Source organism: Mucilaginibacter polytrichastri (assembly GCF_001911425.1).
GTDB classification, from domain to species: Bacteria; Bacteroidota; Bacteroidia; order Sphingobacteriales; family Sphingobacteriaceae; genus Mucilaginibacter; species Mucilaginibacter polytrichastri.
In genome coordinates, this window is sequence record NZ_MPPL01000001.1 from 1499362 (window position 1) to 1524930 (window position 25569).

Annotated in this window: 26 protein-coding genes and 1 tRNA gene; 16 read left to right on the forward strand and 11 right to left on the reverse strand. The window is 40.0% G+C overall.

Going from position 1 to position 25569, the window contains the following annotated elements:
• Nucleotides 1-85: 85 nt before the first annotated feature.
• A complete protein-coding gene (locus tag RG47T_RS06550) occupies nucleotides 86-1258 on the reverse strand; it encodes a hypothetical protein (protein ID WP_139235645.1) in 1173 nt (390 codons plus the stop codon).
• 334 nt (nucleotides 1259-1592) lie between these two features.
• Here RG47T_RS06550 and RG47T_RS06555 point away from each other — a divergent pair, with 334 nt between their 5' ends.
• The 6 genes from RG47T_RS06555 to RG47T_RS06575 all read left to right on the forward strand — a co-directional run bounded on the left by RG47T_RS06555 (nucleotide 1593) and on the right by RG47T_RS06575 (nucleotide 6664).
• A complete protein-coding gene (locus RG47T_RS06555; protein ID WP_074488681.1) occupies nucleotides 1593-1775 on the forward strand; it encodes a hypothetical protein in 183 nt (60 codons plus the stop codon).
• A gap of 18 nt (nucleotides 1776-1793) precedes the next feature.
• A complete protein-coding gene (locus tag RG47T_RS25985; protein ID WP_171972487.1) occupies nucleotides 1794-1970 on the forward strand; it encodes a hypothetical protein in 177 nt (58 codons plus the stop codon).
• 170 nt (nucleotides 1971-2140) lie between these two features.
• Nucleotides 2141-2335 carry a hypothetical protein gene (locus RG47T_RS25990; protein WP_074488682.1) on the forward strand — a complete coding sequence of 65 codons (195 nt, stop codon included), beginning with the start codon at nucleotides 2141-2143 and terminating at the stop codon, nucleotides 2333-2335.
• 214 nt (nucleotides 2336-2549) lie between these two features.
• Nucleotides 2550-3284, forward strand: a complete 735-nt coding sequence (locus RG47T_RS06565; RefSeq protein ID WP_074488683.1) for a CPBP family glutamic-type intramembrane protease — start codon at nucleotides 2550-2552, stop codon at nucleotides 3282-3284.
• A 51-nt stretch (nucleotides 3285-3335) separates the two neighbouring features.
• Nucleotides 3336-4493: an HlyD family secretion protein gene (locus tag RG47T_RS06570; protein WP_074488684.1), complete on the forward strand. Its 1158-nt coding sequence runs from the start codon at nucleotides 3336-3338 to the stop codon at nucleotides 4491-4493.
• Nucleotides 4494-4498: 5 nt separating this feature from the next.
• Nucleotides 4499-6664: a peptidase domain-containing ABC transporter gene (locus tag RG47T_RS06575; RefSeq protein WP_074488685.1), complete on the forward strand. Its 2166-nt coding sequence runs from the start codon at nucleotides 4499-4501 to the stop codon at nucleotides 6662-6664.
• Nucleotides 6665-6825: 161 nt separating this feature from the next.
• Here RG47T_RS06575 and RG47T_RS06580 read toward each other — a convergent pair whose 3' ends face one another.
• Nucleotides 6826-8052 (reverse strand): site-specific integrase, encoded by a 1227-nt coding sequence (locus tag RG47T_RS06580; RefSeq protein ID WP_074493187.1) that lies wholly within the window; start codon nucleotides 8050-8052, stop codon nucleotides 6826-6828.
• Between the two features lie 287 nt (nucleotides 8053-8339).
• A tRNA-Pro gene (locus tag RG47T_RS06585) sits at nucleotides 8340-8413 on the reverse strand.
• A gap of 499 nt (nucleotides 8414-8912) precedes the next feature.
• Between RG47T_RS06585 and RG47T_RS06590 the strand changes: the two genes are divergently transcribed.
• From RG47T_RS06590 to RG47T_RS06610, 6 genes are all read left to right on the forward strand, one after another.
• Nucleotides 8913-9626 carry a TolC family protein gene (locus RG47T_RS06590; protein ID WP_171972489.1) on the forward strand — a complete coding sequence of 238 codons (714 nt, stop codon included), beginning with the start codon at nucleotides 8913-8915 and terminating at the stop codon, nucleotides 9624-9626.
• Entirely contained in the window at nucleotides 9627-11795 is a 2169-nt protein-coding gene (locus tag RG47T_RS06595; protein WP_074488687.1) for a GumC family protein, read from the forward strand.
• Nucleotides 11796-11803: 8 nt separating this feature from the next.
• A complete protein-coding gene (locus RG47T_RS06600) occupies nucleotides 11804-12988 on the forward strand; it encodes a glycosyltransferase (RefSeq protein ID WP_074488688.1) in 1185 nt (394 codons plus the stop codon).
• Complete coding sequence (locus RG47T_RS25995; protein WP_171972490.1) at nucleotides 12978-13127, forward strand: hypothetical protein; 150 nt, start codon at nucleotides 12978-12980, stop codon at nucleotides 13125-13127. The genes RG47T_RS06600 and RG47T_RS25995 overlap by 11 nt, the downstream gene beginning before the upstream one ends.
• Before the next feature lie 84 nt (nucleotides 13128-13211).
• Nucleotides 13212-14660: an O-antigen ligase family protein gene (locus tag RG47T_RS06605; protein ID WP_083627541.1), complete on the forward strand. Its 1449-nt coding sequence runs from the start codon at nucleotides 13212-13214 to the stop codon at nucleotides 14658-14660.
• A 16-nt stretch (nucleotides 14661-14676) separates the two neighbouring features.
• Entirely contained in the window at nucleotides 14677-15882 is a 1206-nt protein-coding gene (locus RG47T_RS06610) for a glycosyltransferase (RefSeq protein WP_074488689.1), read from the forward strand.
• A gap of 21 nt (nucleotides 15883-15903) precedes the next feature.
• Here RG47T_RS06610 and RG47T_RS06615 read toward each other — a convergent pair whose 3' ends face one another.
• Nucleotides 15904-16674: a glycosyltransferase gene (locus tag RG47T_RS06615; protein ID WP_074488690.1), complete on the reverse strand. Its 771-nt coding sequence runs from the start codon at nucleotides 16672-16674 to the stop codon at nucleotides 15904-15906.
• Nucleotides 16675-16749: 75 nt separating this feature from the next.
• Nucleotides 16750-17538 carry a glycosyltransferase family 2 protein gene (locus RG47T_RS06620; RefSeq protein WP_074488691.1) on the reverse strand — a complete coding sequence of 263 codons (789 nt, stop codon included), beginning with the start codon at nucleotides 17536-17538 and terminating at the stop codon, nucleotides 16750-16752.
• 84 nt (nucleotides 17539-17622) lie between these two features.
• Here RG47T_RS06620 and RG47T_RS06625 point away from each other — a divergent pair, with 84 nt between their 5' ends.
• Complete coding sequence (locus RG47T_RS06625; RefSeq protein WP_074488692.1) at nucleotides 17623-18969, forward strand: lipopolysaccharide biosynthesis protein; 1347 nt, start codon at nucleotides 17623-17625, stop codon at nucleotides 18967-18969.
• On the opposite strand, the gene RG47T_RS06630 is transcribed toward RG47T_RS06625, so the two are convergent.
• The 6 genes from RG47T_RS06630 to RG47T_RS06655 all read right to left on the reverse strand — a co-directional run bounded on the left by RG47T_RS06630 (nucleotide 18966) and on the right by RG47T_RS06655 (nucleotide 22618).
• Nucleotides 18966-19454 carry a MarR family winged helix-turn-helix transcriptional regulator gene (locus RG47T_RS06630; RefSeq protein WP_074488693.1) on the reverse strand — a complete coding sequence of 163 codons (489 nt, stop codon included), beginning with the start codon at nucleotides 19452-19454 and terminating at the stop codon, nucleotides 18966-18968. The genes RG47T_RS06625 and RG47T_RS06630 overlap by 4 nt on opposite strands.
• The gene (locus tag RG47T_RS06635) at nucleotides 19451-19960 is read right to left on the reverse strand and encodes a GNAT family N-acetyltransferase (protein ID WP_074488694.1); all 510 of its coding nucleotides are present in this window, start codon (nucleotides 19958-19960) and stop codon (nucleotides 19451-19453) included. Before RG47T_RS06635 ends, RG47T_RS06630 begins: the two co-directional genes overlap by 4 nt.
• An 85-nt stretch (nucleotides 19961-20045) precedes the next feature.
• Nucleotides 20046-20564: an ATP-binding protein gene (locus RG47T_RS06640; protein WP_139235644.1), complete on the reverse strand. Its 519-nt coding sequence runs from the start codon at nucleotides 20562-20564 to the stop codon at nucleotides 20046-20048.
• A 17-nt stretch (nucleotides 20565-20581) separates the two neighbouring features.
• Nucleotides 20582-20917 carry an STAS domain-containing protein gene (locus RG47T_RS06645; protein WP_074493191.1) on the reverse strand — a complete coding sequence of 112 codons (336 nt, stop codon included), beginning with the start codon at nucleotides 20915-20917 and terminating at the stop codon, nucleotides 20582-20584.
• Nucleotide 20918: 1 nt separating this feature from the next.
• On the reverse strand, nucleotides 20919-22064 hold the full coding sequence (locus tag RG47T_RS06650; protein WP_074488696.1) for a SpoIIE family protein phosphatase: 1146 nt from the start codon (nucleotides 22062-22064) through the stop codon (nucleotides 20919-20921).
• Nucleotides 22061-22618 carry a hypothetical protein gene (locus RG47T_RS06655; RefSeq protein WP_074488697.1) on the reverse strand — a complete coding sequence of 186 codons (558 nt, stop codon included), beginning with the start codon at nucleotides 22616-22618 and terminating at the stop codon, nucleotides 22061-22063. Before RG47T_RS06655 ends, RG47T_RS06650 begins: the two co-directional genes overlap by 4 nt.
• Nucleotides 22619-22683: 65 nt before the next feature.
• On the opposite strand from RG47T_RS06655, the gene RG47T_RS06660 reads away from it, so the two are divergent.
• Genes RG47T_RS06660 through RG47T_RS06670 form a run of 3 tightly spaced genes read left to right on the forward strand, consistent with a single transcriptional unit; the run spans nucleotide 22684 to nucleotide 25402 of the window.
• Nucleotides 22684-23604 carry a glycosyltransferase family 2 protein gene (locus RG47T_RS06660; protein WP_074488698.1) on the forward strand — a complete coding sequence of 307 codons (921 nt, stop codon included), beginning with the start codon at nucleotides 22684-22686 and terminating at the stop codon, nucleotides 23602-23604.
• Complete coding sequence (locus RG47T_RS06665) at nucleotides 23605-24777, forward strand: glycosyltransferase family 2 protein (protein ID WP_074488699.1); 1173 nt, start codon at nucleotides 23605-23607, stop codon at nucleotides 24775-24777.
• A gap of 10 nt (nucleotides 24778-24787) precedes the next feature.
• On the forward strand, nucleotides 24788-25402 hold the full coding sequence (locus RG47T_RS06670; protein ID WP_074493194.1) for an acyltransferase: 615 nt from the start codon (nucleotides 24788-24790) through the stop codon (nucleotides 25400-25402).
• Nucleotides 25403-25569: the final 167 nt, after the last annotated feature.

Below are 25569 nucleotides of genomic sequence, written 5' to 3' on the forward strand. Positions count from 1 at the left end.
GTAAATAAGATTTTTTCCTTGTCCATAACATTTGCGTTGATGGATACAAAGGAATAGCGAAGTATAGCTTAGGATTGCAATGACATTAATGTAATAATTTATGTTTTTTAAGGATGCTTAGCATTTCCTCGATATGGGGGTTATCGGTACTACTGCCTTTGAGTATCGCTATGCCTTTGGGGGAATAGGTTGCCATTACGCTTTTAATGCTGTTTATACCGGAGCCTGCAAACACGCTGAAGTGATGTTTTAAGATGGCGGCGTAATGGACCAGGTTGGTACTGCGGTTATATTCGCGGTTAATGTTGTAGCTGGCATACATCAGGGCATTTAGGACATTGCGCATATCGCCCTTTGATGTCAGCATGGGGGCCTGTGGTTGGTGTGCCTTAAAAGCATTGGGAAATGCGCCGGATGAAAAAACCGAACCTAAAAATCCGGTCAGTTCTGCGGTACTGAATACAGCGGCTTCGCTGCCGTTCTTCGTTTTAATGGGCGCGGTCAGCACCAGCCAGAGTTTTTTGATCTCTTCAATATCGCATAAGAGTTCTATGCGCTCCGGTGCTGTTGTAACGCGTTGACTTACCGTTTCCTCTGCAATGGCCGGCGTTAGTTTAGCTTCCGGTTCCTCCCTTTTTTCTTCGGTGGGTTTGTTTCGCCTAACGATCTCCTTGCCTTTATAATAACTTTCAAAATGCATACGGATAGCGCTGCCTGTATCCGGCGAAAGAGCCAGTAGGTGATTGATCTCCACAAATCCCCGGTACACATTGGCTTGCAAGTAGCCCAGGTTATAAAACAGTGCTTCGTTCAGATCACCCTCAAAAAAAAGAAAGTCCAAGCAGTACAGGCAGTACGTCCTTAAATAAGGTAATTGCTGTTCATGTGGCAATGCGGTATAGGTAATACCGAGATTTCGCTCAAAATCTACGATGCCCTCGTCATAGCCGCTGATAAACTGCTCCGTAAACCGTTCTTTCATTTCCAGATTCCAGCCGGGGCAACCATGAATATCATAGCTGTTTATGGTACTTTCCTTAATGCTTAAGAAATCAAAGAGGTCGGCATCACTAATAAAATAGGCGGTGTCCCCTCGGATCATTTCCCGGAATGGCAGGTACCCCTCCCTGTCCATTAGGTCAAAACGTTTATCGTCCCGCCCGAAATTGCCATCCTTTTTACAAATAAATGGAACCCTTAGCGCGTCATAGATATGACCTGAGTAGGGGCTGAAGTTTGGAAGGTGATGAAAAAACATAGGCAGGCCACTTTACATATCAAAAATAAAGAATATTATGGTGAACTGGTATTTATAAAGGGTGTACTCTGACGTATTTACGCAGCTATCAAGATCCGGCTTGACTGTTGGCTATTACAGTTATAAGCGTCTTAAATACAATTCTATTTTTCGTCATGCAAATAGAATTGTTCATCAAGGTGCTAATGACTTTCGAGTAAATTTTTTGTAAAGTGCCTTTGGGTTAGTAGATTAAGCAAACAATACATATCATTTTTGGCCAAAACTTGATAATGGGCCTTTTTCCGAAACCCATGCGCATCGCAAATAAGTAGGGACTTTTATTTAAACTCTTATGAAAAATACAGAATTACAGAATCTGAACATGGTTCAATTATCATCCGTAGAATGCATGGACATCAATGGCGGTGATACTAATGGTTTAATGCATGGTAACACAGGTTCAAATAATGGCTTTATTTACCTTTACAACGCAGGCGCAACTGTAGTTGGGTTCGTTGCCGGTTTCTTCGCTTAATTTTTAATTTATAAAAAGATGAATACACAATTAAACTTAGCCCAAATGGGCCTTGAAAATATTTCGCTTGAAGATGCCATGAAAATTGACGGCGGAGACTATTCTTCTGGATATGCTGCCGGGCAATATGTTAGAAAGATCGTAGATGGAGTTGGTTTGTTAGACTTCCTTTATACTGTTGCAAAGGCACTTTAATTCTTATTTGATGAAAAATAACGAACTTGCGAAGTTGAACATAGTTCAATTATCACCCGCAGAATGTATGGAGATCAACGGTGGAGACACCAATGGTTTAATGCACGGTAATACGGGAAATAACAACGGTTTCATTTATTTATACCAGGCACTCATAACCACTTTGAGTTATGTCGCATAAACTTAAAACGATGAACACACAATTAAACTTAGCTCAAATGGGACTTGAAAATATCTCATTTGATGATGCAATGAAAATTGACGGCGGTGATTACGCCGCTGGATACGCCGCTGGAAAATATGTAAGAAAAATTTTCGATGGGGTGACTTTATTAGACTTTCTTTATACAGCTTTCGTGCTTTAACGTTAGACTATAAAATCTGTCCAAGGCTTATTTAATGAGATGAACGATTAGAATATTCCGATTATTCAAATCATTAAATAAGCCTTTTAAAAATTAATATCCTAAATCAAACGCTATTTTTATTTATCCTGACATTACATTATACAGTGAAATTGAACCGGTTAGTAATTTGAAATTAAACGGCTCACTTTATAAATACACCCTCATAAAATTAATGAAAGACTTTTTTAGTGAACTTTGGACTTTTGCAAAATGTCCTGAAAATACCTTCTACAGACCAACCAAAATTAGAAATGGAATAATTGACATCTATTATTCTTTAGCATTTTATTTAATAACTGCCACTGTTATTATGATTCCGGTTACTGGAGTCATACAGATCATCAAGTACTTTTTTTCTATAGATCTTATTAATATCAGGAATAAAAACATTGAAAAATCTCTGGGTATCTATTCATTAGCAATCATTGCGCTATTGGCACCAATAATAGAAGAAACAGTTTTCAGGTTATGGTTAACAGGAAGAAAGGGTTTCATTTTTCTTAGCATCATTGCTGCAAGCTGGGTTATCATAACCAAAGTAAAAGGTATCTCCATTTATTCCGGGGTCAACGGTGAATTTTTTCACAATTTAGTTTCAGCTATATTCTTAGGCGCTATATTCTTCGGTGTGGTTAATTTAACTGTACTGAAAAAGTTTCGGAGTAACCATTTTAAATTATTGTATTGGGGATCTTCAGTTGCATTTGGATTGATTCATATCGCGAATTTTGCGCCGTTGAAACTTAGCCTTTTATTAATTTATCCGCTGCTCATTTTGCCTCAAATGGCCATGGGGTTTTTATTAGGCTTCATAAGGGTAAAGAATGGGTTTTTATATGCTGTAATGATTCATTGTCTGATAAATCTACCAGGGGCAATATATTATTCTTATTTCTTTAAAAACTAAGTATGGACATGCGTTAGCCGCTTTTGTGCTTATACCTATCCAAATCACACTATGATCTTATCAAATGATCAACTGGTCAACACTGAAATATATTATCTTTCACCACTAAAAAGAACAACTTTCATTATCTATTGGGTCATCTTAGCCGGGCTCGTCTCCGGTATCTGTGCCTTACCTTTTGTACACACCACAATCGCGGTAACGTCTCAAGGAATAATCCGTCCGTGGAAGGAAAGAACGGAAGTAAAAGCAATAGTTGGGGGTATAATAGACACCCTTTATTACAGAGAGGGAAGTTTTGTTAAAAAAGGAGCAGTTCTGCTAAAGATTAAAGATCGGATAACAGCAGGCAAAAGAATTGTAAACCGCTTTCAAATAAATCAACACTATCTTTTTATACACGACCTGAAATTACTTACATCAGCGGAGCCTAACGAAACCCTGGTGAATGAATTATCGTCGCCCCTTTATAAAGAGCAACTAAGTCACTATTTACATCAAAAAAGTGATCAAGAGGCTACCCTTAAAAAAGCTACTAAAGAACTTGGTACCAATACGACTTTACTTAACGAAAAGGTGATCACACAAAAAGAATTTTTCGATACGCAGGTTCAATTTGATAAAACCAACAGCAGCTACAAAGCTTTCGTTGTAGAACAACAAACCAATTGGCAACAAGATTTAGCTAAGTATGAACTTGAACTTTCTCAATACAAAGAAGAACGTAACCAGGTAAATAATGATGCTTCATATTATGATATTAAAGCACCTGTTTCTGGCACATTACAAGGAATTAACACTTTGTATTCTGGGGGGCTTTTACAAGCAAACGAAACCTTATGCACCATATCACCCGATGGAAGACTATTAGGTGAATGTTACGTGTCAACGAAAGACATTGGCTTGATAAAAATAGGCCAGCCAGTACACTTTCAAATTGATGCGTTTGACTATAACTACTTTGGGATATTAACCGGAAAAGTTTTGGTTATAGATAATGACTTTTCGATGGTGAATAATTCCAGCTTATTTAAGGTCAGATGTCAATTTGACCAAAATCAATTAAGCCTTAAAAATGGTTTTAAAGGAGCATTAAAGAAAGGTTTATCTTTTCAGGCCCGGTTTATTATCGGAAACAGAACACTTTGGCAATTATTATGGGATGATATTGATGATTGGCTAAATCCAACCGCCCCATCTAAAAAATAGTGTATATGCGAAACGGAATTAAAATAAAACAGCAAGACACTAAAGATTGTGGTGCAGCCTGTCTGGCCTCTATAGCGGCTTTTCATAAGCTGCATTTACCTTTAAGCAGGATACGTCAATACGCAGGCACCGATAAAAAAGGAACGAATGTTTTAGGAATACTGGAAGCTGCTAAAATAATAGGATTCAATGCTACGGCAGCAAGGGGAGATTTGGAAAGCCTCACTAAAATACCTCTTCCAGCTATAGTCCATTTGATTTTAAAAAACGGGCTACAGCACTATGTCGTAGTTTACGAAGTCAGCAAAAAGCGAATTAAATATATGGACCCATCAGATGGGGCTTTTCATAATGTATTATTGAAAAGTTTTAATGAAGAATGGACAAAAGTTATTATACTTCTGTTGCCCAATGAGAATTTTACTGAAGGCTCTGAAAAAGCTTCAAATCTCAGACGGTTCTGGTCGCTGTTGGCCCCCCATAAATCAGCAATAATCCAGGCGCTTTTAGGAGCAATAATATATACAATTCTTGGGTTAGGCACTGCCATTTATGTCCAGAAGATCGTAGATTTTGTTTTAATAGATGGGAATACCCGGCTTCTCAATATGATGAGTATCGGAATGCTGGTTTTACTTGTATTCCAGACCGTTATTAACCAAATCAAGTCACTGCTCGTACTGCGTACGGGCCAAATGATGGATGCACAGTTGATACTTGGTTATTATAAACATCTGCTAAAACTTCCGCAAAATTTTTTCGATACGATGCGCGTGGGTGAAATTATTAGCAGAGTTAATGATGCGGTAAAAATAAGGGTTTTTATCAATGACATCGCAATGAATCTGATAGTTAATGTCCTTATTACTGCCTTTTCAATAAGTATTATGTTCATTTATTATTGGAAACTGGCTTTAATCATCATTGCTATTATCCCCGTATATATAATAATTTATTGGTTAAGCAACAAAGCAAATAAGAAATGGCAAAGAAAGCTGATGGAAAACAGTGCTGAACTGGAAACTCAATTGGTGGAAAGTATTAATTCAGCCGGAACCATTAAGCGTTTTGGAATAGAAGAACATGCCAATCGTAAGACAGAGAACAGCTTCATCAAACTGTTAAGAACGATTTACAGCAGCTCTGTTAATAGCTTATATCTAAACAATTCCTCCGATTTTTTTAATCGCTTATTTACAATTGCGATACTTTGGGCAGGAGCCTACTTTGTTGTGCAACGGGAATTATCCCCAGGGGAATTATTGTCTTTTTATGCATTGGTGGGTTACTTCACGGGGCCAGCTTCTTCACTCATAAGTGCTAACAAAAATGTTCAGGATGCACTTATAGCAGCAGATAGGCTTTTTGAAATTATCGATCTTGAAACAGAAAAGTATGATAAAGATAAAATTTTATTAATGCCTGATATGCTGGGTGATATAAATTTTAACAATGTCAGTTTTAGATACGGAACCCGGCAAATGGTTTTCGAAAACCTTAGTTTAACGATCAAGTTAAATCAAAATACGGCAATAGTTGGTGAAAGTGGTAGTGGAAAGTCAACCTTGCTTTCAGTGATGCAAAATCTATATCCTGTTACCACAGGAAGCATTACCATCGGGGGCTTTGATCTCAAACATGTAAACAATGATAGTTTACGAAAAATCATTAGTGTTGTTCCGCAGCAGATTGATCTATTTGCGGGAACAATAATTGAAAATATTGCTCTGGGTGATAACCAGCCTGATATGCAGAGAATATTGAGCTTATGTAAATTATTAGGAATTAATGATTTTGTGGAAAACCTGCCGGATCATTATCATTCGACAATTAGTGAGCAGGGCGTGAATCTTTCGGGTGGACAAAAACAACGTTTAGCTATTGCCAGGGCATTATACCGAAATCCTGAGATTTTGATCTTGGACGAAGCAACGTCATCTCTCGATCCTTTAAGTGAGCAAAAGGTCTATGATACGCTTGCGTGGTTCAAAGGCCAAAATAAAACGATCATCACGATCGCCCATAAACTGTCAACCATAAAACACTGTGATGAAATTTTGGTACTTAAGAATGGGAAACTCCTTGAACGGGGTGATCACAAAACGCTTGTAGCCCTAAACTCCCATTACGCTTCATTATGGCAGTTTCATCTTGGCGAATCGTACAGTTAATGCTACCTCACCTGCTTTGTTCTCCGGATAGCACGGTTCAGGATCACATATTTTGCAATTAAATAAATCTAAGAGCTTCGTAAATTTAGAAAGTAGTCAGACCATTTACATTTGTTATACATACCATAGCATTGATGCCGTCAATGCTATGGTATAAATTTTTAGGACTGCATCCGCCTTTTCAGATTCGCCATATCCTCACTTAGTTTACGCTCAACCACTTTGGCATAGGTCTGTGTGGTACGGATGGTGGTATGCCCCAGCATCTTGGACACGCTTTCTATCGGTACACCATTGCTTAAACAGACCGTAGTAGCGAATGTATGCCGGGCAATATGAAAAGTGATATCCTTATTGATGTTACACAAATCGGCGATCTCTTTTAAATAGGCATTCATTTTCTGATTGGAGATCACCGGGAAAAGGGTACCATAGTTTAGTGCCTTCGGATGCTCTTTATATTTTTTGATCAGTGCCTCCGCATGCGGCAACAACGGTACGCGTACATCGATATCAGTTTTCTGCCTGCTGGTAGACAGCCAGTCTTCGCCGTCTATGCCTTTAACGATGTTAGCTGCCGTCAGGTTCATCGTATCTATGTACGCTAAGCCAGTGTAGCAACTAAAAAGAAATAGGTCTTTAACGGTCTGTAAACGCTCTATACGGAAGTTTTTCTTCTCCATTGCGGCCAGTTCTTCTTTGGTCAGATAAAATCGTTCTACCTTGTTAAAGTGCAATTTGTATTTGGCAAAAGGATCTTTTTCTATCCAGTCCATCGTAACGGCCATAGTCACCATTTTACAAAGCCGTTCCATGTGCTTCATAATACCGTTGTTCGTCAACGGCTTTTGGTGGTCTTTAGGCTGGTGGTGGCTGAGGTAACTTTCAAAGTCAAGTATAAACTTATAGTTCAGCTCAGTAAGGCTAATGTCGGCGCGGTGGCATTTGTCCTTTAAGAACTTCCCGATATACTTCTGTGTGGTATAATAGTTCTTCATGGTGCCTTTAGCCAGTTTGTCCTGCATTTCCCGGTTATGGTATTCACCTAACTTGATTAAAGTATATTCGCTTTGATCGCTACCCAGGAATAACGCCTTTACCGCATCTACCGTAACGGTTTTCTTTTGCTGTACCAACTGGTGGTAACTGTCCGCGATCAATGTCCGTATCCGTTCGATATGTTCATTGAGTTTACGGGTTTCTTCTTTGGTGCCTCGTGCCTTGCCTTTGGCATCGTCCCATTGTTCAGGGTTCACTTTCTTTTTTAAGGAAATTTCACACCGTCTGCCGTTTACCGATATACGGGCAAATACAGTGGCCTGATCGTTTTTTTGTTGCTTAGGTAACCTAATTACAAATTGGATACCAAATGTGCTCGTGCTTCTCATATCAATCAATTTTAATGTTACTTGATATTCATTGATGCCTTTGGTCAAAATCGCTCACGGAAAAGAAAAGCAAAATCGCTCAAAAAGAATCAAATTAAATGATATAAATAATTGACAATCAAATACTTATATCAATACCAGTGAGCGAATTTAGAAAACTAAAATCACTCACGCAATTGCTCACAACTTCTTTGATATGGATTGGGGTTTATTGGTAGAATAAAAAACAAAAAACCCGCAAATTAGACTAATTTGCGGGTTTTTAAACCGGTTTGACTGGTTATCAGTCGGGATGGCAGGATTCGAACCTGCGGCCTCCACATCCCAAATGTGGCGCGATACCGGGCTACGCTACATCCCGATTTGGAATGCAAAAGTAAGCTTATAAATTACTATTGCAAAGTTTTTTTGAAAATAATCAGAAGACCACTTTTATGGCAATTTTAGGTTAAAGGCAGCACTATACTACTTAATCACCATTTAATAATAAACAAGTTAGTGCAAGTACTGTTTACCTTTTGCATGATAGTAGTTATACATAAAAAGGTGCATATGTTAATTAAAAAGTAGATCAGCATATTTTAAAATGAATAAAAATGATTGAAATTAAGAGCTATAAGTTTTACGGATACTTAAAACTTGCCGTCGTTATGTAAGCGGCTTAATTGCCTCTGCTTTAGTGGGTAGGTAATTAGCCATTTTCTTAGGAGTTTAATATTTTATTACTTCGCAAAACTTTTTTATGATACACATCGTAAACTTGTATATTCACAGGGCTTGTAATATTTGCCGTATTAAATGATTTATCTAATTTTAGAGGCCGAAGTATTAATGCTTACCGGAAGATGACCCGCTTGTTAATGAAAAAGACACCCGTTTATATTTTACTATCCGTTATTGCTTTACTATCTGTTAGCCGGCCAATCAAAGCGCAATCAAGCATTATTACAGATATTGATACTGCCTATTTAAGAAAGCTTATTGAAACAGCCAAAGCCAATTACCCAAGGGTAAAAAGTTTACAAAACCATATTGATATAGCCCAGCAAAATATTAGCAAGGCCAGGGCGTCTTATTTAGATGCATTTACCTTTTCATACGTTTATCAGCCACATAGTTCAACTATAGTGAGCACTACACCCGGTACAGCAACTACAGGATCAAACTATAGCTATTTTAATGGTATACAGGTTGGGCTATTTTTTAACCTCGGTAACTTTTTACAGAAACCTTATGCCGTTAAAGTAGCCAGGCAGGAGTTGATGATTGCCAATAATGATCGTGATGAGTATTTACTGACTTTAACCACAGAGATTAAAAAAAGATATTACGCCTACATATTGCGTATTGCCGAATTAAAACTTCAATCGCAATCTGCACAAGATGCAGAGGAAATAATGAAGAGTGTAAGATATAAGTTTGAGAAAGGGGAGGAAACTTATGATAACTATAATAAGGCACAGGTAACCTACTCCGACCGGAATCAAACCCGCATACAGGCCGAGGCCGGTTTACTTTCTGCAAGGGCTGATCTGGAAGAATTAGTTGGACAACAACTTGAAAGCATCAAATAAATGGAAATAAAAGGTTTTTTTACATTACTGGGTAAACATAAATATACCCTTGTTATTATTCCATTAGTGGCTATTATTATCACCTATTTTTTGGTGCGAAATCAGCCGGATACTTTTAGTTCGCAGGCCGAAATTGCTACCGGGATAGTTGACCAAACCCAGCAATCTCTTAATACAGAAACCCCACAGGAGGCGCACATTAATCAGCAATTTAATAACCTTATTGCAATCACCCGTTCTAAAAAGATGCTCGACCAGGTTTCGTACCAGTTGATGATCCACGATCTGGGCAGTAAAACGCCTTACAGAACGCCTAGTAAATTAATGGCCAGTTTAAATGAATCTGCTAAGAAACATGCCATAGAAGTATATACCGGTTTGTATAAAAAACGGCAGGAATTATCTTTGTTTGACCCCGACCAGCAGGGCTTATATAAGTTAATGGGTTCGATGCATTACGACGATCAGGCGCTTTTAAAAACGCTGACTGTATACCGTGCCGATAACAGCGATTTTATACAGGTGCAGATGGATGCCGATAACCCGGAATTGGCGGCATCTATTGTAAACATACTTTGTAAAGAAGTTATTGATTATTTTAACTTCATGCTAAAAGATAATCAGCTTAAAGCGGTTAACTTTTTAGGCAGCCTGGCAAAAGCCAAACAGGATACCCTGAACAAGCGAATGGATGCGCTAAAACAGTACAAAATACAGAACGGTGTATTTAACCTTAACGAGCAAGCCAGGGCACTTTACGGGCAGATCTCTGATTTTGAAACCAAACTAGATCAGGCTAAAAAGGATGCGATTGCTTACCAGGGCGCTATTAACGATATCGACAAACAGTTTGATCCTAACGACCGGAAGTACATGGAAAGTGCCATGGTAAAGGTTAATCAAAATATTGTAAACAGTACTGCGCAACTCCAAACGTTAAACCAAAAGTATGTACAGAGTGGGTTTAACCCGCAATACAAAGGGCAGATAGATTCGCTGCGACGTGTCATTTCAGGTATGGTCAATAACTCGTCAGACAAGTATATTACCAACCCCCTAAGTACCAAACAGAACCTGATTACACAAAAGCTGACGATGCAGATACAGCAACAATTGGCGGAAAACAGCATTGGGTCTATCCAAAAGCAATTGGGTGCTTTAAATGACCGTTTGCACACCCTTGTGCCGCACGAAGCTGTTGTACAGGGCGATGAAAGCGCGATAACTGTTGCCAGCCAGGAGTATTTGGATGTGTTGCAAAAATATAATCAAACTAGCCTGGAGTCTAACTTTACGGTGCGGTTAAAACAGGTTAGCAATGCCATGCCGGGTATGGCGGCACCATCTAAAAAGATGTTATTGGTTATCTTAAGTGGTATCATCAGTTTTGTATTTTGTATCGCGGTATTCTTTGTGTTGTTCCTGTTAGATTCCTCGCTGAAAAGCCCGCGCGATCTGGCTAATAAAACCAAAGTGCCGGTTATTGGCTATCTTAATTTATTACAGAGCGCAACCATCGATTTGAATAAGGTTTGGACAGACAGGGACAAGAATGCTGATGTAAGGTTATTTCGCAACCTGCTGCAATCTATCCGTTTTGAGGTAGAAGGCGAGTTGCAAAATGATAAGGTATTACTGATTAACAGTATTACCAATGGCGAGGGTAAAACCTATTTGGCCATGAACCTGGCCTATGCTTTTGCAGCCATTAATAAAAATGTATTACTGATAGACGGTAACTTTACAAACTCGGGCATTACAGCTTTAGTTAAGCCTAAAGTATATCTCGAAGATTATTTAAAAAGTGATGCAACTGCAGCTACCTTGCAATCTTCGGCATCTAACATCGCTATCTTGGGTAATAAAGGTGGCGATATATCTGTATTGGAAACTGCACCGCATGATGTAGTGACCGCCAAAATAGAAGAACTGAAACAGGCGTTCGATATTATTATTGTAGAGGCGTCTGCTTTAGATACGCTCAACAAATCAAAAGAGTGGACTTTGTTTAGCGATAGGATACTTACTGTTTTTGAAGCCGGGCAAAGCTTTAAAGAGCCGCAGCAGCTTAACCTGGAGTATCTGCAAACATTTGGACACAAATTTATTGGCTGGGTAATGAATATGGTTACCACAGACGAACTGATTGATACCACTAAAGCTAAATAGGTTATATTATGGTTATTATAAGCTATGTATGGATTGTTTTACAAGTGCTTATTGGCTACAACCTGGTGTTGCCTTTTTTGCTGTATCTAATATCAACAGTTAAAAAAGAGAAGCCTTTAGCCACGAATTTGTACAAAACCGAAGATGCCGACTATGGCATTATTGTAACGGCGTACGAGCAGGTTACCGCCATACCCGATGTAGTAAATTCATTACTAAAACTCAATTACCAGAATTACCTTATTTATGTAGTGGCCGATAAATGCGATGTATCGGGCTTGCATTTTGATGATGAGCGGGTAATTATACTTCGCCCCGAAGAAACATTGTCAAGCAATACTCGGTCGCATTTTTATGCCATAAACCGCTTTAAACGTCCGCATAGCAGGCTTACCATTATTGATAGCGATAACCTTACCGACCCCGAATACCTCAACCAGTTGGATATTTACTTTGCAGCGGGTTTTCAGGCTGTGCAGGGAGTGCGTGACGCCAAGAATCTAAATACCACCTATGCTCGTTTAGATGCGGCGCGCGATATTTATTACCATTTTTACGATGGTAAAATACTATTCGGTGTAGGTTCATCGGCTACACTGGCGGGTTCTGGCATGGCTTTTACCACCCAGTTGTACCGCGATTCGCTGGAGCATCTGGATGTAACCGGTGCCGGTTTTGATAAAGTACTGCAACATGCTATTTTAAGCCGCAACCTGCGCATTGCCTTTGCAGAACATGCCGTGGTGTATGACGAAAAGACGACACAAAGCGATCAGCTGGTTAAACAGCGTTCACGCTGGATCAATACCTGGTTTCGTTATTTTAGCCTGGGTTTTGGGTTGTTATTTAAAGGAAGCTGGAACCAGTTTGTATTTGGGTTGGTATTACTGCGGCCGCCGCTATTTATATTCTTAATTATATCGGCATTTTTTATGGTAGCAAACATATTTATTAGCGCTATGGCCGTTATTATATGGCTGCTTGCCTTTATTGTGTTTGTGCTGGGCTTTTACCTTTCGCTGGCCAAGTCCGATACCGATAAACGCATTTACCAGTCGTTGGTTAACATTCCGAAATTTATTTTTTACCAGGTGTTATCATTACTTAAAGTGCGTAAAGCTAACAAGCATTCGGTAGCTACCACACATTATTACCACAGCACAGCAGAGGAGGACATTAATCATGAGAATTAACCCATCTGAAAAGGTAGTTTACAAGGATGAAATTGCCGCTAAACTACAGGCCAAAACCGATAAGATAACCCGTATAGTAGCTTTAGTAGTTGCTTTTTTGAGTACATACCTGTTAATTTTTAAAATATTATTTTTTTAGGTGTCAGAACAGCTTTCAGCAGTAAGCAATACAGTTGTGCCCAAGCGCAAAAAAAGCTTTAAAGAAACGCTTCATCAACTTTTCATGGTTCAAAAGTTGTACAGCCCAATGGGGATTACCCTGTTGGTAGGTTGCGCTATTATTATGGCCTACGGCGTATCAGAAGGAGGTATAACCTTTGGCGGAATAGTAGTAGCTGTAGCAGTGGCTGTCCCTTTAATTTACTGTGTTGTGGCCTATCCCAAATTTGGCACCGTATTTCTGCTGGTAATGGCCTATTTCCTTTTTCAGCTGGGGCGTATCGGCGTGCCGGGGCCGTTGGGTACCGTAATGGATGCATTGCAATTATTACTGCTGATATCACTTGTTGTAAAGCAAAAACGCGAAAACAACTGGGCAATACTTAAAGGGCCTGTAAGCATCATGATATTGCTTTGGGTTGGTTACAACTTAATAGAAGTAGCTAACCCGGCTGCTGCATCACGCTTGGCTTGGGTTTATACGGTGCGTTCTGTAGCCATTGTACAGTTTAGTTACTTTATATTTTTGTACAACGTTCGTACCATCGAATTTGTAAGATTTTTGTATAAGCTTTGGCTCGGGTTGGCCTTTATAGGTGCGCTATGGGCTTTTAAGCAAGAGTATATTGGTTTTTCTGATTCTGAAATGGCGTATCTGAATACCCCAGATCTTATTGCGCTTTTGTTTATTAACGGGCATTGGCGTAAGTATTCTATATTTTCAGACCCTGTGGCATTCTCTTACAATATGGCTATGCCTTGTATCTTATGCGTATGTATCATATTCGGCAAGTTTCAAACCTGGAAAAAGGGATTTGCAGGCTTTATGATCGTGTTTTGCTTTGTAGCTATGCTGTATTCGGGCACAAGGGGCGCAAACGTATTAATCCCTGCGGGCCTTTTTATGTTCGCCATATTAAATTACAATAAAAAAGTGCTCATATTTTCGTGCATAGCAACGTTCTTTTTTATTGTACTAATTAATTTCCCTACCGGTAACCAAACCATTGTAAGGTTCCAATCAGCCTTTAGGCCAAATAATGACGACTCGTATAATGTGCGTAAAAAGAATCAGAAAAGGATTCAGCCTTATATTTTGTCGCACCCGATGGGTGGCGGGCTTGGTTCAGTAGGCGAGTGGGGTAAAAAGTTTGCACCGGGATCTTTTTTGGGCGATTTTGCGCCCGACAGTGGTTACATACGTGTTGCAGTAGAGGACGGCTATCTCGGCCTCATCTTATTTTGTACGATGATGTTTGTGATGATGAAAACAGGCATCAACAATTTTTATTCGATAAAAGACCCTGAGCTGAAATCGTACTGTTTGGCTGCGGCATTAGTGGTATTTACTTATAATGTAGCCAACTTTCCGCAGGAGGCGCTGGTGCAGTTTCCATCCAATATTTTGTTCTATCTTTTTTGTGCATTAATGACTATTACTAAACGCCTTGATGATGAGATGCAGTTAAAGAAATTGAACGAGAGCAACATCGTGCCTGCTATAAACGTATAATACTGCATCAACATAAATGAATAATACACTCATTACTAACAGGGACATTATTATAGTTGGACAGCAGCCCTGGGATGTTGAGATAGGCAGTAATTGCAAAAACTTAGCCATTGAATTTAGCAAGCATAATAGAGTGCTGTATGTTAATTCGCCATTAGACCGTGCCGTTTATCTTAAAAATAAGCAGGAAATAAAAATCAAAAAAAGGATAGATGTAATTAAGGGCCGGGCTGATGGCCTGATCCCGGTTGAGCATAACATTTGGAACCTCTATCCCGATGAAATGATCGAATCCATTAACCGGATCCCTAATACTTTTTTACACACTATTTTAAATAAGATCAACAACAAACGTTTAGCATCATCGATTTTAAGAGCGGTAAAGCAACTGGGTTTTAAAGATTTTATTCTATTTAACGATAACGACATTTTTAGGTGCTTTTATCTTAAGGAGCTTTTAAAACCCGCTGTAAGCATATATTACAGCAGGGATAATATGATAGCAGTTAATTACTGGAAGTTCCACGGTACGCGCCTGGAGCCCCAGCTGATAGCCAAGAGTGATTTATGTGTAGCTAACTCGAGTTACCTGGCTAATTATTGCCGGAAATATAATCCTAACTCGTATTACGTAGGGCAGGGCTGCGATTTAAACTTGTTTACCGGTTTCAATAATGCTTTTGTACCCGAAGACCTGGCCCGTATTAAGGGGCCAATTATTGGTTATGTAGGCGCACTGCAAAGCATCAGGCTGGATATAGAATTGCTGGAACATATTGCAAAACAAAAACCCGAATGGCAAATTGTGCTGGTAGGGCCGGAGGATCGAGAATTTACGGCCAGTAACCTGCATGGATACCCTAACGTACATTTTTTAGGCAGCAAAACCGGCGACTTGTTACCGGCTTATATTGCAGGTTTTGATGTTTGTATTAACCCGCAAATTGTAAACGAAGTAACCATTGGTAATTATCCGCGTAAAATAGATGAATACCTGGCTATGGGCAAGCCAACGGTAGCTACACTAACCGAGGCAATGAGCGTTTTTAGCGAGTTTGTTTACCTGGCAAAAGATAAGGATGAGTATATCCCCATCATTACCAAAGCGCTGGAAGAGAACACTTCTGCTTTACAACAGGCTCGTATTGATTTTGCAGGTACCCATACCTGGGAAAATAATGTGAAAGCGATATATGCAGCTATTAATGCTGCAAAATCTTAATCATTAAAAAAGCTTTTTTAATTACCCTGGAAAAGTTAACAATTCGTAAGTATGTTTTACGTTGCGGTATATAGCCCTGGCTGCTGCAATGAGTATGTTATTACTTTGGCGCAGGTCGCTGCGGGTCATGGTGCTTGGCTCGTCTGAGGTGTTAATCTGGTCAAATAAGCCTTTGTAATCTTCGTAAAACATCCCTTTGCCTTTATGCTTTAAAAACGATAGTACCATTAAAAACTCGGTGCGGTCGCCTTTGATTCCTTCGGCATAACGGCCAAATTTCTCGAAAAAGGTAGTACGGCGTAAATGCGGGTGGTCGCTGTAGCAATGAAATTTACGGTAACCAAGATACCATGCCTTGAAAATCATTTCAGAATACCCATCGCGATAAGGTTTGAGATAAGGATATTTAAAGTAAGCGTAAAAACGAACAATATCCATCTCCTTGCGCTCTTCCATAATAGATAATGCATCAGCCAGATGTTTGGCATATCCCGGATACGGGTCAAAATCTTCCTGAACGTATAGCGTGTAGGGGGTTGTTACAGCATCCTGTCCTTTGTTAATGTTGTTGCCTAACCCTTTGTTAACCGGTGTGGTAACTAAGTTAAAGCTGTATTTATCTTTAATAGATTGCAGATATTGCTGGTGCTCGGGCTTGCTGCCATCGTCAGACACCACAATGCCGCCAAAGCTGATTTCCTGGGCCGCAAATGTTTGCAATAACCGTTCGAGCGATTGGCTGCGGTTGTAATGTGTAATTAATAGAGTGACTGCACTAAACTGCTGCGCCATATAAAACAAGGGGTTAGTAAAAGCTTATCAATAAATAGGTAATACGAATAAACGCAATTAAGGGTTCAGCCTCAATTAAGACTTTTTATACAATACTTCGTAAGTCCACTTCAATAATTTATACCGAAGGTAAACATAACGCGCGGTTAAGGCCAAAGGGTTTTTGCTTTCGCGCCAGCCGGCACGCCCCATAGTGCTTGGCTCGTCCGACGAGTTTTTTTGGTAAAATAAGCCGGTAAAATCATCATAAAACAAACCGCGCCCTTTATGTTGTATAAACGATGCCGCCATTTTAAATTCGGTTAAATCGCCTTTAATACCTTCGGGGTAGCGGCCAAATTTTTCTAAAAAGTTACTGCGCCGCAAGTGCGGATGATCACTGTATACATAAAATTTAAGATGGTTGCTATAAAATGGCGAAGCTTTAAATATCATTTCAGAAAATCCTTTTTGGTAAGCTTTCGTATAAGGATATGTAAAGTAGGCATAAAAACGGGCGATATCTAAACCCGGGTCGGCCTGCAAAAAATTAAGCGCATCAATAAAATGTTCGGCAAAAGCAGTTTTCGGTTCAAAATCTTCCTGTACGTACAAGGTGTATGGGGTGGTAACCGCATCCTGCCCTTTGTTAATATTGTTACCCAGGCCTTTGTTAACAGGTGTGGTTACCAGGTTAAACTGATATTGCTCATGTAAACTTTTAATATAGGATACATGCTCGGGCTTACTGCCATCGTCAGAAACAACAATGCCGCCAAAGGTAAATTGCTGATCTGCAAATGTTTTAAGTAACCGCTCCAGCGATCTGCTGCGGTTGTAGTGGGTAATGAGTAAAGTAACGTCGGGAAAATGCAATTGCGCCATGTATAAAGGTGCTTAATTTACGCTAATATCTAATAAATAGATTTATTTTAATTAACCTTGTTTTACGATTATTTGAACGAAAAGATGTGGCCAAAAGTAATTAGTGCGATAAAAAATAAACATTTTCTCTCCTTAGCCGGTAACGGTATCATGATTGTACTAAGCATGATAACCACTGCAATCATCTTTAGGGCATTGCCAATAGCCAAGGCTGGGGAGTGGGGCTTTTTTCAGGCTACGTTTTTATTGATCGATACTTTTCGCTCTGGTTTTATTACCACTGCTTTTATAAAATTTTATGCCGGGTCTGACGAAAAGCGTACCGTTGAGGTAGCAGGTTCTACCTGGTTTGTTGGTTTGATAATTACCGGCATACTGGCCATCTTAAATATCCCTGCCTTATTTGCCATGCATTATGTAGCAGACGAAGGCCTTTTACTTTTCCTTAAATGGTTTGGCCTCGCTTATATATTTACATTACCCATGTTTATGGCTACCTGTGTACTACAGGGCGAGCAAAGGTTCGATCAGTTATTATATGTGCGTTTTGTTAACCGTGGCTTGTTCATTGTGTTTATTATAGTGCTTATTGTAATACACAAAATGAGCCTCGAAACCTTATTGTATTCTTACCTGGTATCTAATTTAATTACCAGTATTTATACCATGGCCATGGGCTGGTCGCGCATTAGCACGCTTACAAAACGTACCAAAAGCAGCATTAAAGAAATCTATGATTTTGGTAAATACAGTGTGGGTACTACGCTGAGCTCTAATATGTTTCGTACATCTGATACTTATATTATCAACTTTATGCTGGGGCCTGCTGCATTGGCCATTTATAACTTAGGCCAAAGTTTAATGCAGCTGGTAGAGGTACCATTGGTGAGTTTTGCTGCTACGGGTATGCCGCTGCTATCGTCTTTCTATAACCAGAACAAGCGCGCAGAGGTAATTCAGACTATGAAGAAGTACATAGGGATGCTCACCATTATACTGATACCTGCCTGTATTATAGCTTGCCTGCTGGCCGATTTTGCCATTGGGCTAATAGGTGGCGGTAAATACGCACACACTGAAGCAGCCAACGTATTTCGCTTTTTTATGACGTTTGCACTGTTGTACCCAGCAGATCGTTTCTCGGCCCTTACGCTGGATGTAATTCACCGCCCGCAGGTTAATTTTTATAAGGTACTGGTAATGCTTGCTGCCAATATTATTTTCGACTATTTAGGTATTAAGGTATTCGGCAATATTTACGGTGTGGCTGTAACCACAGCTATCCCTGTTTTAATAGCGGTATTTATCAGCTATTTCGAACTGAATAAGTACCTCAAGTATTCTTTCTGGAGCATTTACGCTACCGGCTATACCGAACTGAAACTTTTAATAAAACAAGGCATGGCCATAATAAGGCCATCGACTAACTAACTCAATGCTTTAGCCGCCATAATAACCTTAGCGCGTTGGTAAAAGCTTTGCAGCTCCATTTGTTGTTCTACCTCTTCCATGGCTTTCATCAAGTTGTTTTGGGTGTCGGTTAATTGTGTTGAAGCGGCTATCATTACTTGCCAAACAGGCTTCATCTGGGTTATCAGCGCCTGTCCTTTTTCGGTCAACTGCACCAGGCGCTTGCGCTCGTCAGTTTTGTCTTTTCCAGATTTTATTAGTTTTTGTGTTTCCAGCTCCTTTAGTAAGGTTATGGTGGAAGGGTGCGAGTACCCGATCTCGGCAGACAGCTCAACCACGCTCAAAACAGGCTTAACATGCAGGGTATAAATTACCGGGAACCATTTAGGTTCGAAGTCCAGGCCATGGGCTTTATAGATCAGCAGGCCATCCTTGCGTATCTGCTCGGCAAGGCGCTGTAAACGGGTGGCAATGGCCAGTACGCCTAATTCGTTGATAACATTCATAGCGCGGTTTGTTTATCCAAATGCAATTGATAAAACATATTGTCAGTAACCATGAGGGGGAAATAGGGTGGCAGATCTGTAAGGGCTATCGGTGTAAAACCATTGCGCTCATAAAACCGGTGTGCGGCTTTTAGCTGATGAACCGTGCCTAAATATATACCTGTGATTTCCTTCTCGCTGCAGTATTGCAGCAATGTATTAAGCAATTGTTGCGCAGTGCCAAGTTCCTTACCCCGGTATTCTTTTTTAACAAACATCTTACGGATACAAGCCGAGTTATGCCCGCAATTAATCATCGCGATAGTGCCAATCAGGTTGTCGCCTATAAACGCGCCCCAAAAATTCCCGCCACCCGCGTGGTAATTGGTCTTCACATCCAGCAGATCAAGTTGCTGATTAATAGTGATGGCTAATCCAAATTCTTTTTGCTGTATGGATAAGATCAGGTCTATGATCTTATCGCAGTAATCGTTGTAAATGGGTTTTATAGTTATTGTATTTTCCATGCCGAATTATTTATGTCCAAATATATGTAGTTGACTACATATATTTGGACATTTTATCAATTTTTTATTTCTCAACTTGAGTTAATTAAAGATTGATGGTAGCCGTAAAGGTATTAGCCCGGTTCTGCTCGTCGAAATGGTAAAAGAATTCGTCGGCTGCCTTGGTAATAATCAGCAGGCCGAAGTGTTCGGGGAGGTCATTGTCCAGATTAATGGATGGAGCTTCATTTTCGTGACAGTAAAAATAAGTAAGCTCTTCTTTTTGCTTAGCATACAGCGTGTGCATTACATCTGCAGTAATAATTAAAGCATCTTTAAACTGCTCATCTTTAATTTGCGGCAGCATAAACGGGTTACCATAATCTGTTTTAACAAACTTTACAAGGGCATCAGTAATTTCGAGATTTAAGCTAACCTGGCTAGTGTTGGCATGCTTAATGGCATTGGTAAGCAGTTCTGTTAATATAAATTTAGATTTAAACAACAACTCATGCATGCCGGCATCTTCATGCACATGGGTTTTTATCACTGCCAGCATCTCTTCCAAAGCATCAGCAGGCATGCTGCTTAAAGTACCAAATTTAAAGGATTCCTGTACAAGCACGTTATAGTCTCCTATGTTTAGTCTTCTTTTGTGGCATCATTAAAGCTATCGTAGATCTTAAATACCTTATCAAGGCGTATCAGTGTCAACAGGTCGTGGATATCTTTCTTTAAACCAACCAGGGCAATGTCTGCTTTTAATGATATGGCATGTTTTAATGCAGCTACCAGTGCCCCTAAAAAGGTACTGTCAATATAATTAACCTGGTGCAGGCTTAGTATGATCTTTTTGTGGTGCAGATCAAGCATGCTGATAATTTCTGATTTAAAGATAGCTGCGTTGCCCATGTTAGCTTCGTTAAGGTTAACATCTACCAGTAAATAATTGCTTTGATTTTTAATAATATCGATCATTTTAGGCTGTTTTGTATACATGTATAATGCTACCGTCATCAACCTGTGATGCCGGCGGTTGTTTTACCAAAAATTGTTTGAGTTTATCAAACGAGTTTCGGCTGTCGGTTATTGTTTCCAGTTTTTTTGCAAACAGGTTGTAGTCGCTTTTGGTATCGCCTGCTACGGCATAATCAATAATACCATCGGTAAAAATAAAAAGCTGGTCGCCGGGTTGCATGTTAATTTGCTGTTCATCATATTCGACGTTAGTAAACATGCCCAGCAGCAGGCCCGAGCAACGCAGGGATTCAAACTTTTTGGTTTTAGCCTGATAATACAGCAGGGGCAGGTCGCCCGCACCTGCATAGGTTACATGGCCCTTTTCATGGTCGACCATTAATAACGAGAGGCTCGAAAGGATATCTTTCAGTGCTTCATCCTCGCAAATGATCTGGTTAACCTTTTCGAGGATACTGGCTACAGAATATTCGTGGCTAAGCACTCCGTACCTTACCGCTGCGCGGATGTAACTTAAAAAACTAAAGCTCAGAAACCAGGCCATCCACTTTTTGCCCATCACATCACCCAGTATGATAAAGCTAAAACGGTCTGTTACTTGTATAAAATCAATAAAATCTCCACCGGGAATATCCTGAAAAGATTTATGCCAGAAGTTAACCTCGTATCCTTTAATATCCGGCGCTTTATGTGGTACCGAACGGATGTTAAGTGCTGCCGCCGCCTTTTTAACTTCCAGCTCAGATAGTTCGCGCTGTTTGCTTACGGTGGCCAGCAGGTTATTAAGTTTGGCTACAATAACATTAACCGGGGTATCTTTAATTACATAATCAATGGCATGCAGGTCCAGGCCGGTGTTCACGAGTTCTTTGTCAGAAAAATCGGTCAGAAATATAAAGGGAATGTCTTTTAATGTAGGTTGTTTCAATACATATTTCCTAAACTCAATACCGTTCATTTTGGGCATCTGGTAGTCGGATAGTATGGCATCTGGTAAATCTGCTGCCAGTTTGCGGATCGCCTCATTGGCCGACTCGGCAACAGTACACTCAAACCCGGCCTTGCTAAATGCTTTTGACAACATTTTTAAGAACAGCGGATTATCATCAACCAGCAGTATTTTTTTAGGCACCTCGGTAGTTATCATGATCGTGATCGGGCAATGTTTTTCTGGTAAACAGTTTTTATTAGCAGGTAGACACCCGCTAATATAATAAGTAAAGAGATAACATCCATTATAGTTACCCCATCATTCGGATTAAAATAGTAGATGGTAAACATCTCGAAATAGGGGGGGGCAGGCATAATAATCATAGCAAAGCCGAGTATAATCATTACAACTGCAATCATAATGAGCACAAAGCCAGATGCCCGCTGCTGCCTTATAAACTTACGCGCGGTATGGTTATCAATGCGGTTATTGGTAAGCAGTACGCTAAACTCGTCCAGTAATTCTTCGCGCGATGAGGTAGCGCTCAGCTCATCTATTTTTTTAAATTCATGAATTTGATTTTTATTAATATCGCTGATATCCAATGCCTTGTTAAACCTGCTTTGAATGTGTTTTACCGATTCGCTATCGAGGTTGCTTTCGCCCAAAAGCGTTATCAACTCATCCAGCTTCTCGTCAATCTGCGTTTGCCGTTCGTTGAGTTGTTGCAGGTTGGAAACCTCTTTCGATATTAATTTTTTTTTATCCAATTGGTATCAATATATTCAATGTAACTTAATCGGCTGTTTGTTACGTTTAACAACGCGTATTTAAAATGAAAAAAACAGTCTCTGTCATTACGGTTAATTTTAATCAAAGTTTTATCACCGAGCAACTTTTGTTGTCTATTGCTAATACTAACGCATATTTAGAGATAGAAATTATAGTTGTTGATAACGGAAGCAAGGTAAATAGCGTGCCCGAATGGGAGCAAAAATACCCCGCTATAAAGTTTATACGGTCTAACCTGAACCTTGGTTTTGCCGGTGGTAACAATTTAGGTATAAAAGAAGCAAAAGGCGAATATTTATTCTTTGTAAATAACGATACCGAATTTACTGCCGGGCTAATAGAAACTCTGGCTAATGTTTTGGATACCAACCCTAATGTTGGTTTGGTATCGCCCAAAATCAGGTATTTCGATCAGCCTGGTACACTGCAATATGCAGGTTTTACCGAAATGAATTATTACACCTGCCGTAACTACTGCATTGGGCAGTTTGAACCGGATAATGGCCAATATGATGATAAACTAGGCCCAACAGGTTATGCACATGGTGCAGCCATGATGTTAAAGCGCGAAGCGATGGATAAGGCTGGTTTAATGGCCGAAAATTTCTTTTTGTACTACGAAGAAATGGATTGGTGCGACCGTATTAAAAAGGCTGGTTACGAAATATGGTTTGTACCGCAGGCATTGATCTACCATAAAGAGTCGGTTTCGGTAGGTAAGGCGAGTGGTTTGAAGGAGTACTTTATGAATCGTAATCGTATTTTGTTTATCCGCCGTAATGCGCCGTTTATAAACAGGATGTTTTTTTATGTTTACTTTGTAGTATTGGTTACCCCGCGAAACATCATCACTTACCAGAAAAACAAGCAAAAAGGTTTTACAACCCTTTTACTAAAAGCCATTTGGTGGAATATTACCGAGAAAAAGGATAGCGAAAATTTAGGATACCCCATTACACGATAAATGAAAATAGCACTCTGGCTTAGCCTGTTCATTGTTTTTTATGCCTTTTTTGGATACGGCATTTTACTTTTTATACTCATAAAAATTAAACGGGCCGTTAAGGGTAAGCCGGTGCCCCCGATAGTAGATTTGGTATCGATGCCCAGTTGTACATTAATTGTGGCTGCGTATAATGAGGAGGATTTTATTATTGAGAAGATCAAAAATACGCTAGCACTCAATTACCCGGCTGGCAAAGTTGACTTTGTTTTTGTTACCGATGGCTCTACCGACAGCACGCCCGAACTGGTGGCAGCTTATCCTCAAATAAAATTAATGCATAAAGAGGGCAGGAGCGGTAAAATTGCAGCGGTGCACCGCGCTATGGATACGGTTACTACAGATGTAGTAGTTTTTACAGATGCCAATACTTTTTTAAATACCGATGCGCTGATCAAGATATGCCGCCATTATGCCGATCCTGAAATTGGGGCAGTGGCCGGAGAAAAACGTGTACATGCCGATGAAACAGCCGATGCCACTGCCGGCGAAGGTTTTTACTGGAAGTACGAATCGAAACTTAAAACCTGGGATGCCGAATTGCATACCGTTGTTGGCGCAGCAGGCGAGCTTTTTAGTATCCGTACCAATCTATACCGCCCCGTACCGGTTAATACCATACTGGATGATTTTATGATCTCTTTACTGGTGGCCGGCGACGGTTACCGCGTAATTTATGAACCGGAGGCTTACGCCACGGAAAATGGATCTGAAAGCGTGGGCGAAGAGCTAAAACGTAAGATCAGGATTGCGGCAGGTGGTATACAATCTATCGTGTGGTTAAAAAGTTTGTTAAATCCATTTAAACAGCCTGTGCTAACGTTTCAGTACGTGAGCCACCGCGTGTTGCGGTGGACGGTTGTGCCGTTTCTGATGATTCTTTCGGTTATCCTGAATATGATTATTGTAACCAGCGGTTATAATAGCTTATTGTATGAGTTACTGTTGCTTGGCCAGGTGATGTTTTACATGATGTCATTACTCGGCTGGATCTTGGAAACCAGGCAGATTAAAATCAAGATATTATTTATTCCTTACTATTTTTGCATGATGAATTATGCGGTTATCCGTGGTATATTCAGGTATATGGCAGGCAGGCAAAGCGCTGTATGGGAAAAAGCAAAAAGAAAATAACAAGCACACCATGTCATTAAAGGAAAAGATAAAAGAGAACCCATCGCTAAAAGCCTTTGTACACTGGATGTTGATACCAAGCGGCGAAGCGCGACCACGCCTTTGGGTTAAATGGTTTGTAAATCCTTTTATCCATAAACGGGGCAAGGGTGCAGTGGTGCATTCGCGCATTCGTTTGGATGTGCTGCCTTTTAACCGTTTCGAATTGGGTGCAAACTCCGCTATTGAAAGCTTCTCGACTATTAATAACGGCGTAGGCGATGTATTGATAGGGAACCGTACGCTGATTGGTATGAGCAACGTAATTATCGGCCCGGTTACAGTGGGTAATAACGTGATATTTGCCCAAAATATAGTGGCCAGTGCCCTAAACCATGTTTACACAGATGTTAACGTACCGATAGTTGATCAGCCGGTTATTACCAGCCCTATTATTATTGAAGACGATTGCTGGATAGCCGCCAACGTGGTTATTACCTCTGGTGTAACCATAGGCAAGCACAGTGTAGTAGCCGGTGGTGCAGTGGTTACTAAAAGTATTCCACCATTTTCTGTTGCGGCGGGTAATCCTGCTAAGGTAATTAAGAAGTATGATTTTGATGCAAAGGAATGGGTAAGGGTTTAGGATTGTTGCCGGTTAGCTGTTATCAGTTGTCTGTGACCTGCATGTCGTCCTGAACTCGTTTCAGGATCCCACAGGACAGGTTGCAATCTATCTATCATAAACCTAACAGGCTTAAAGCAGTTCATAACTTTATGATAAGTGGAGATTTATAAAAGCAAAAGGCTCAA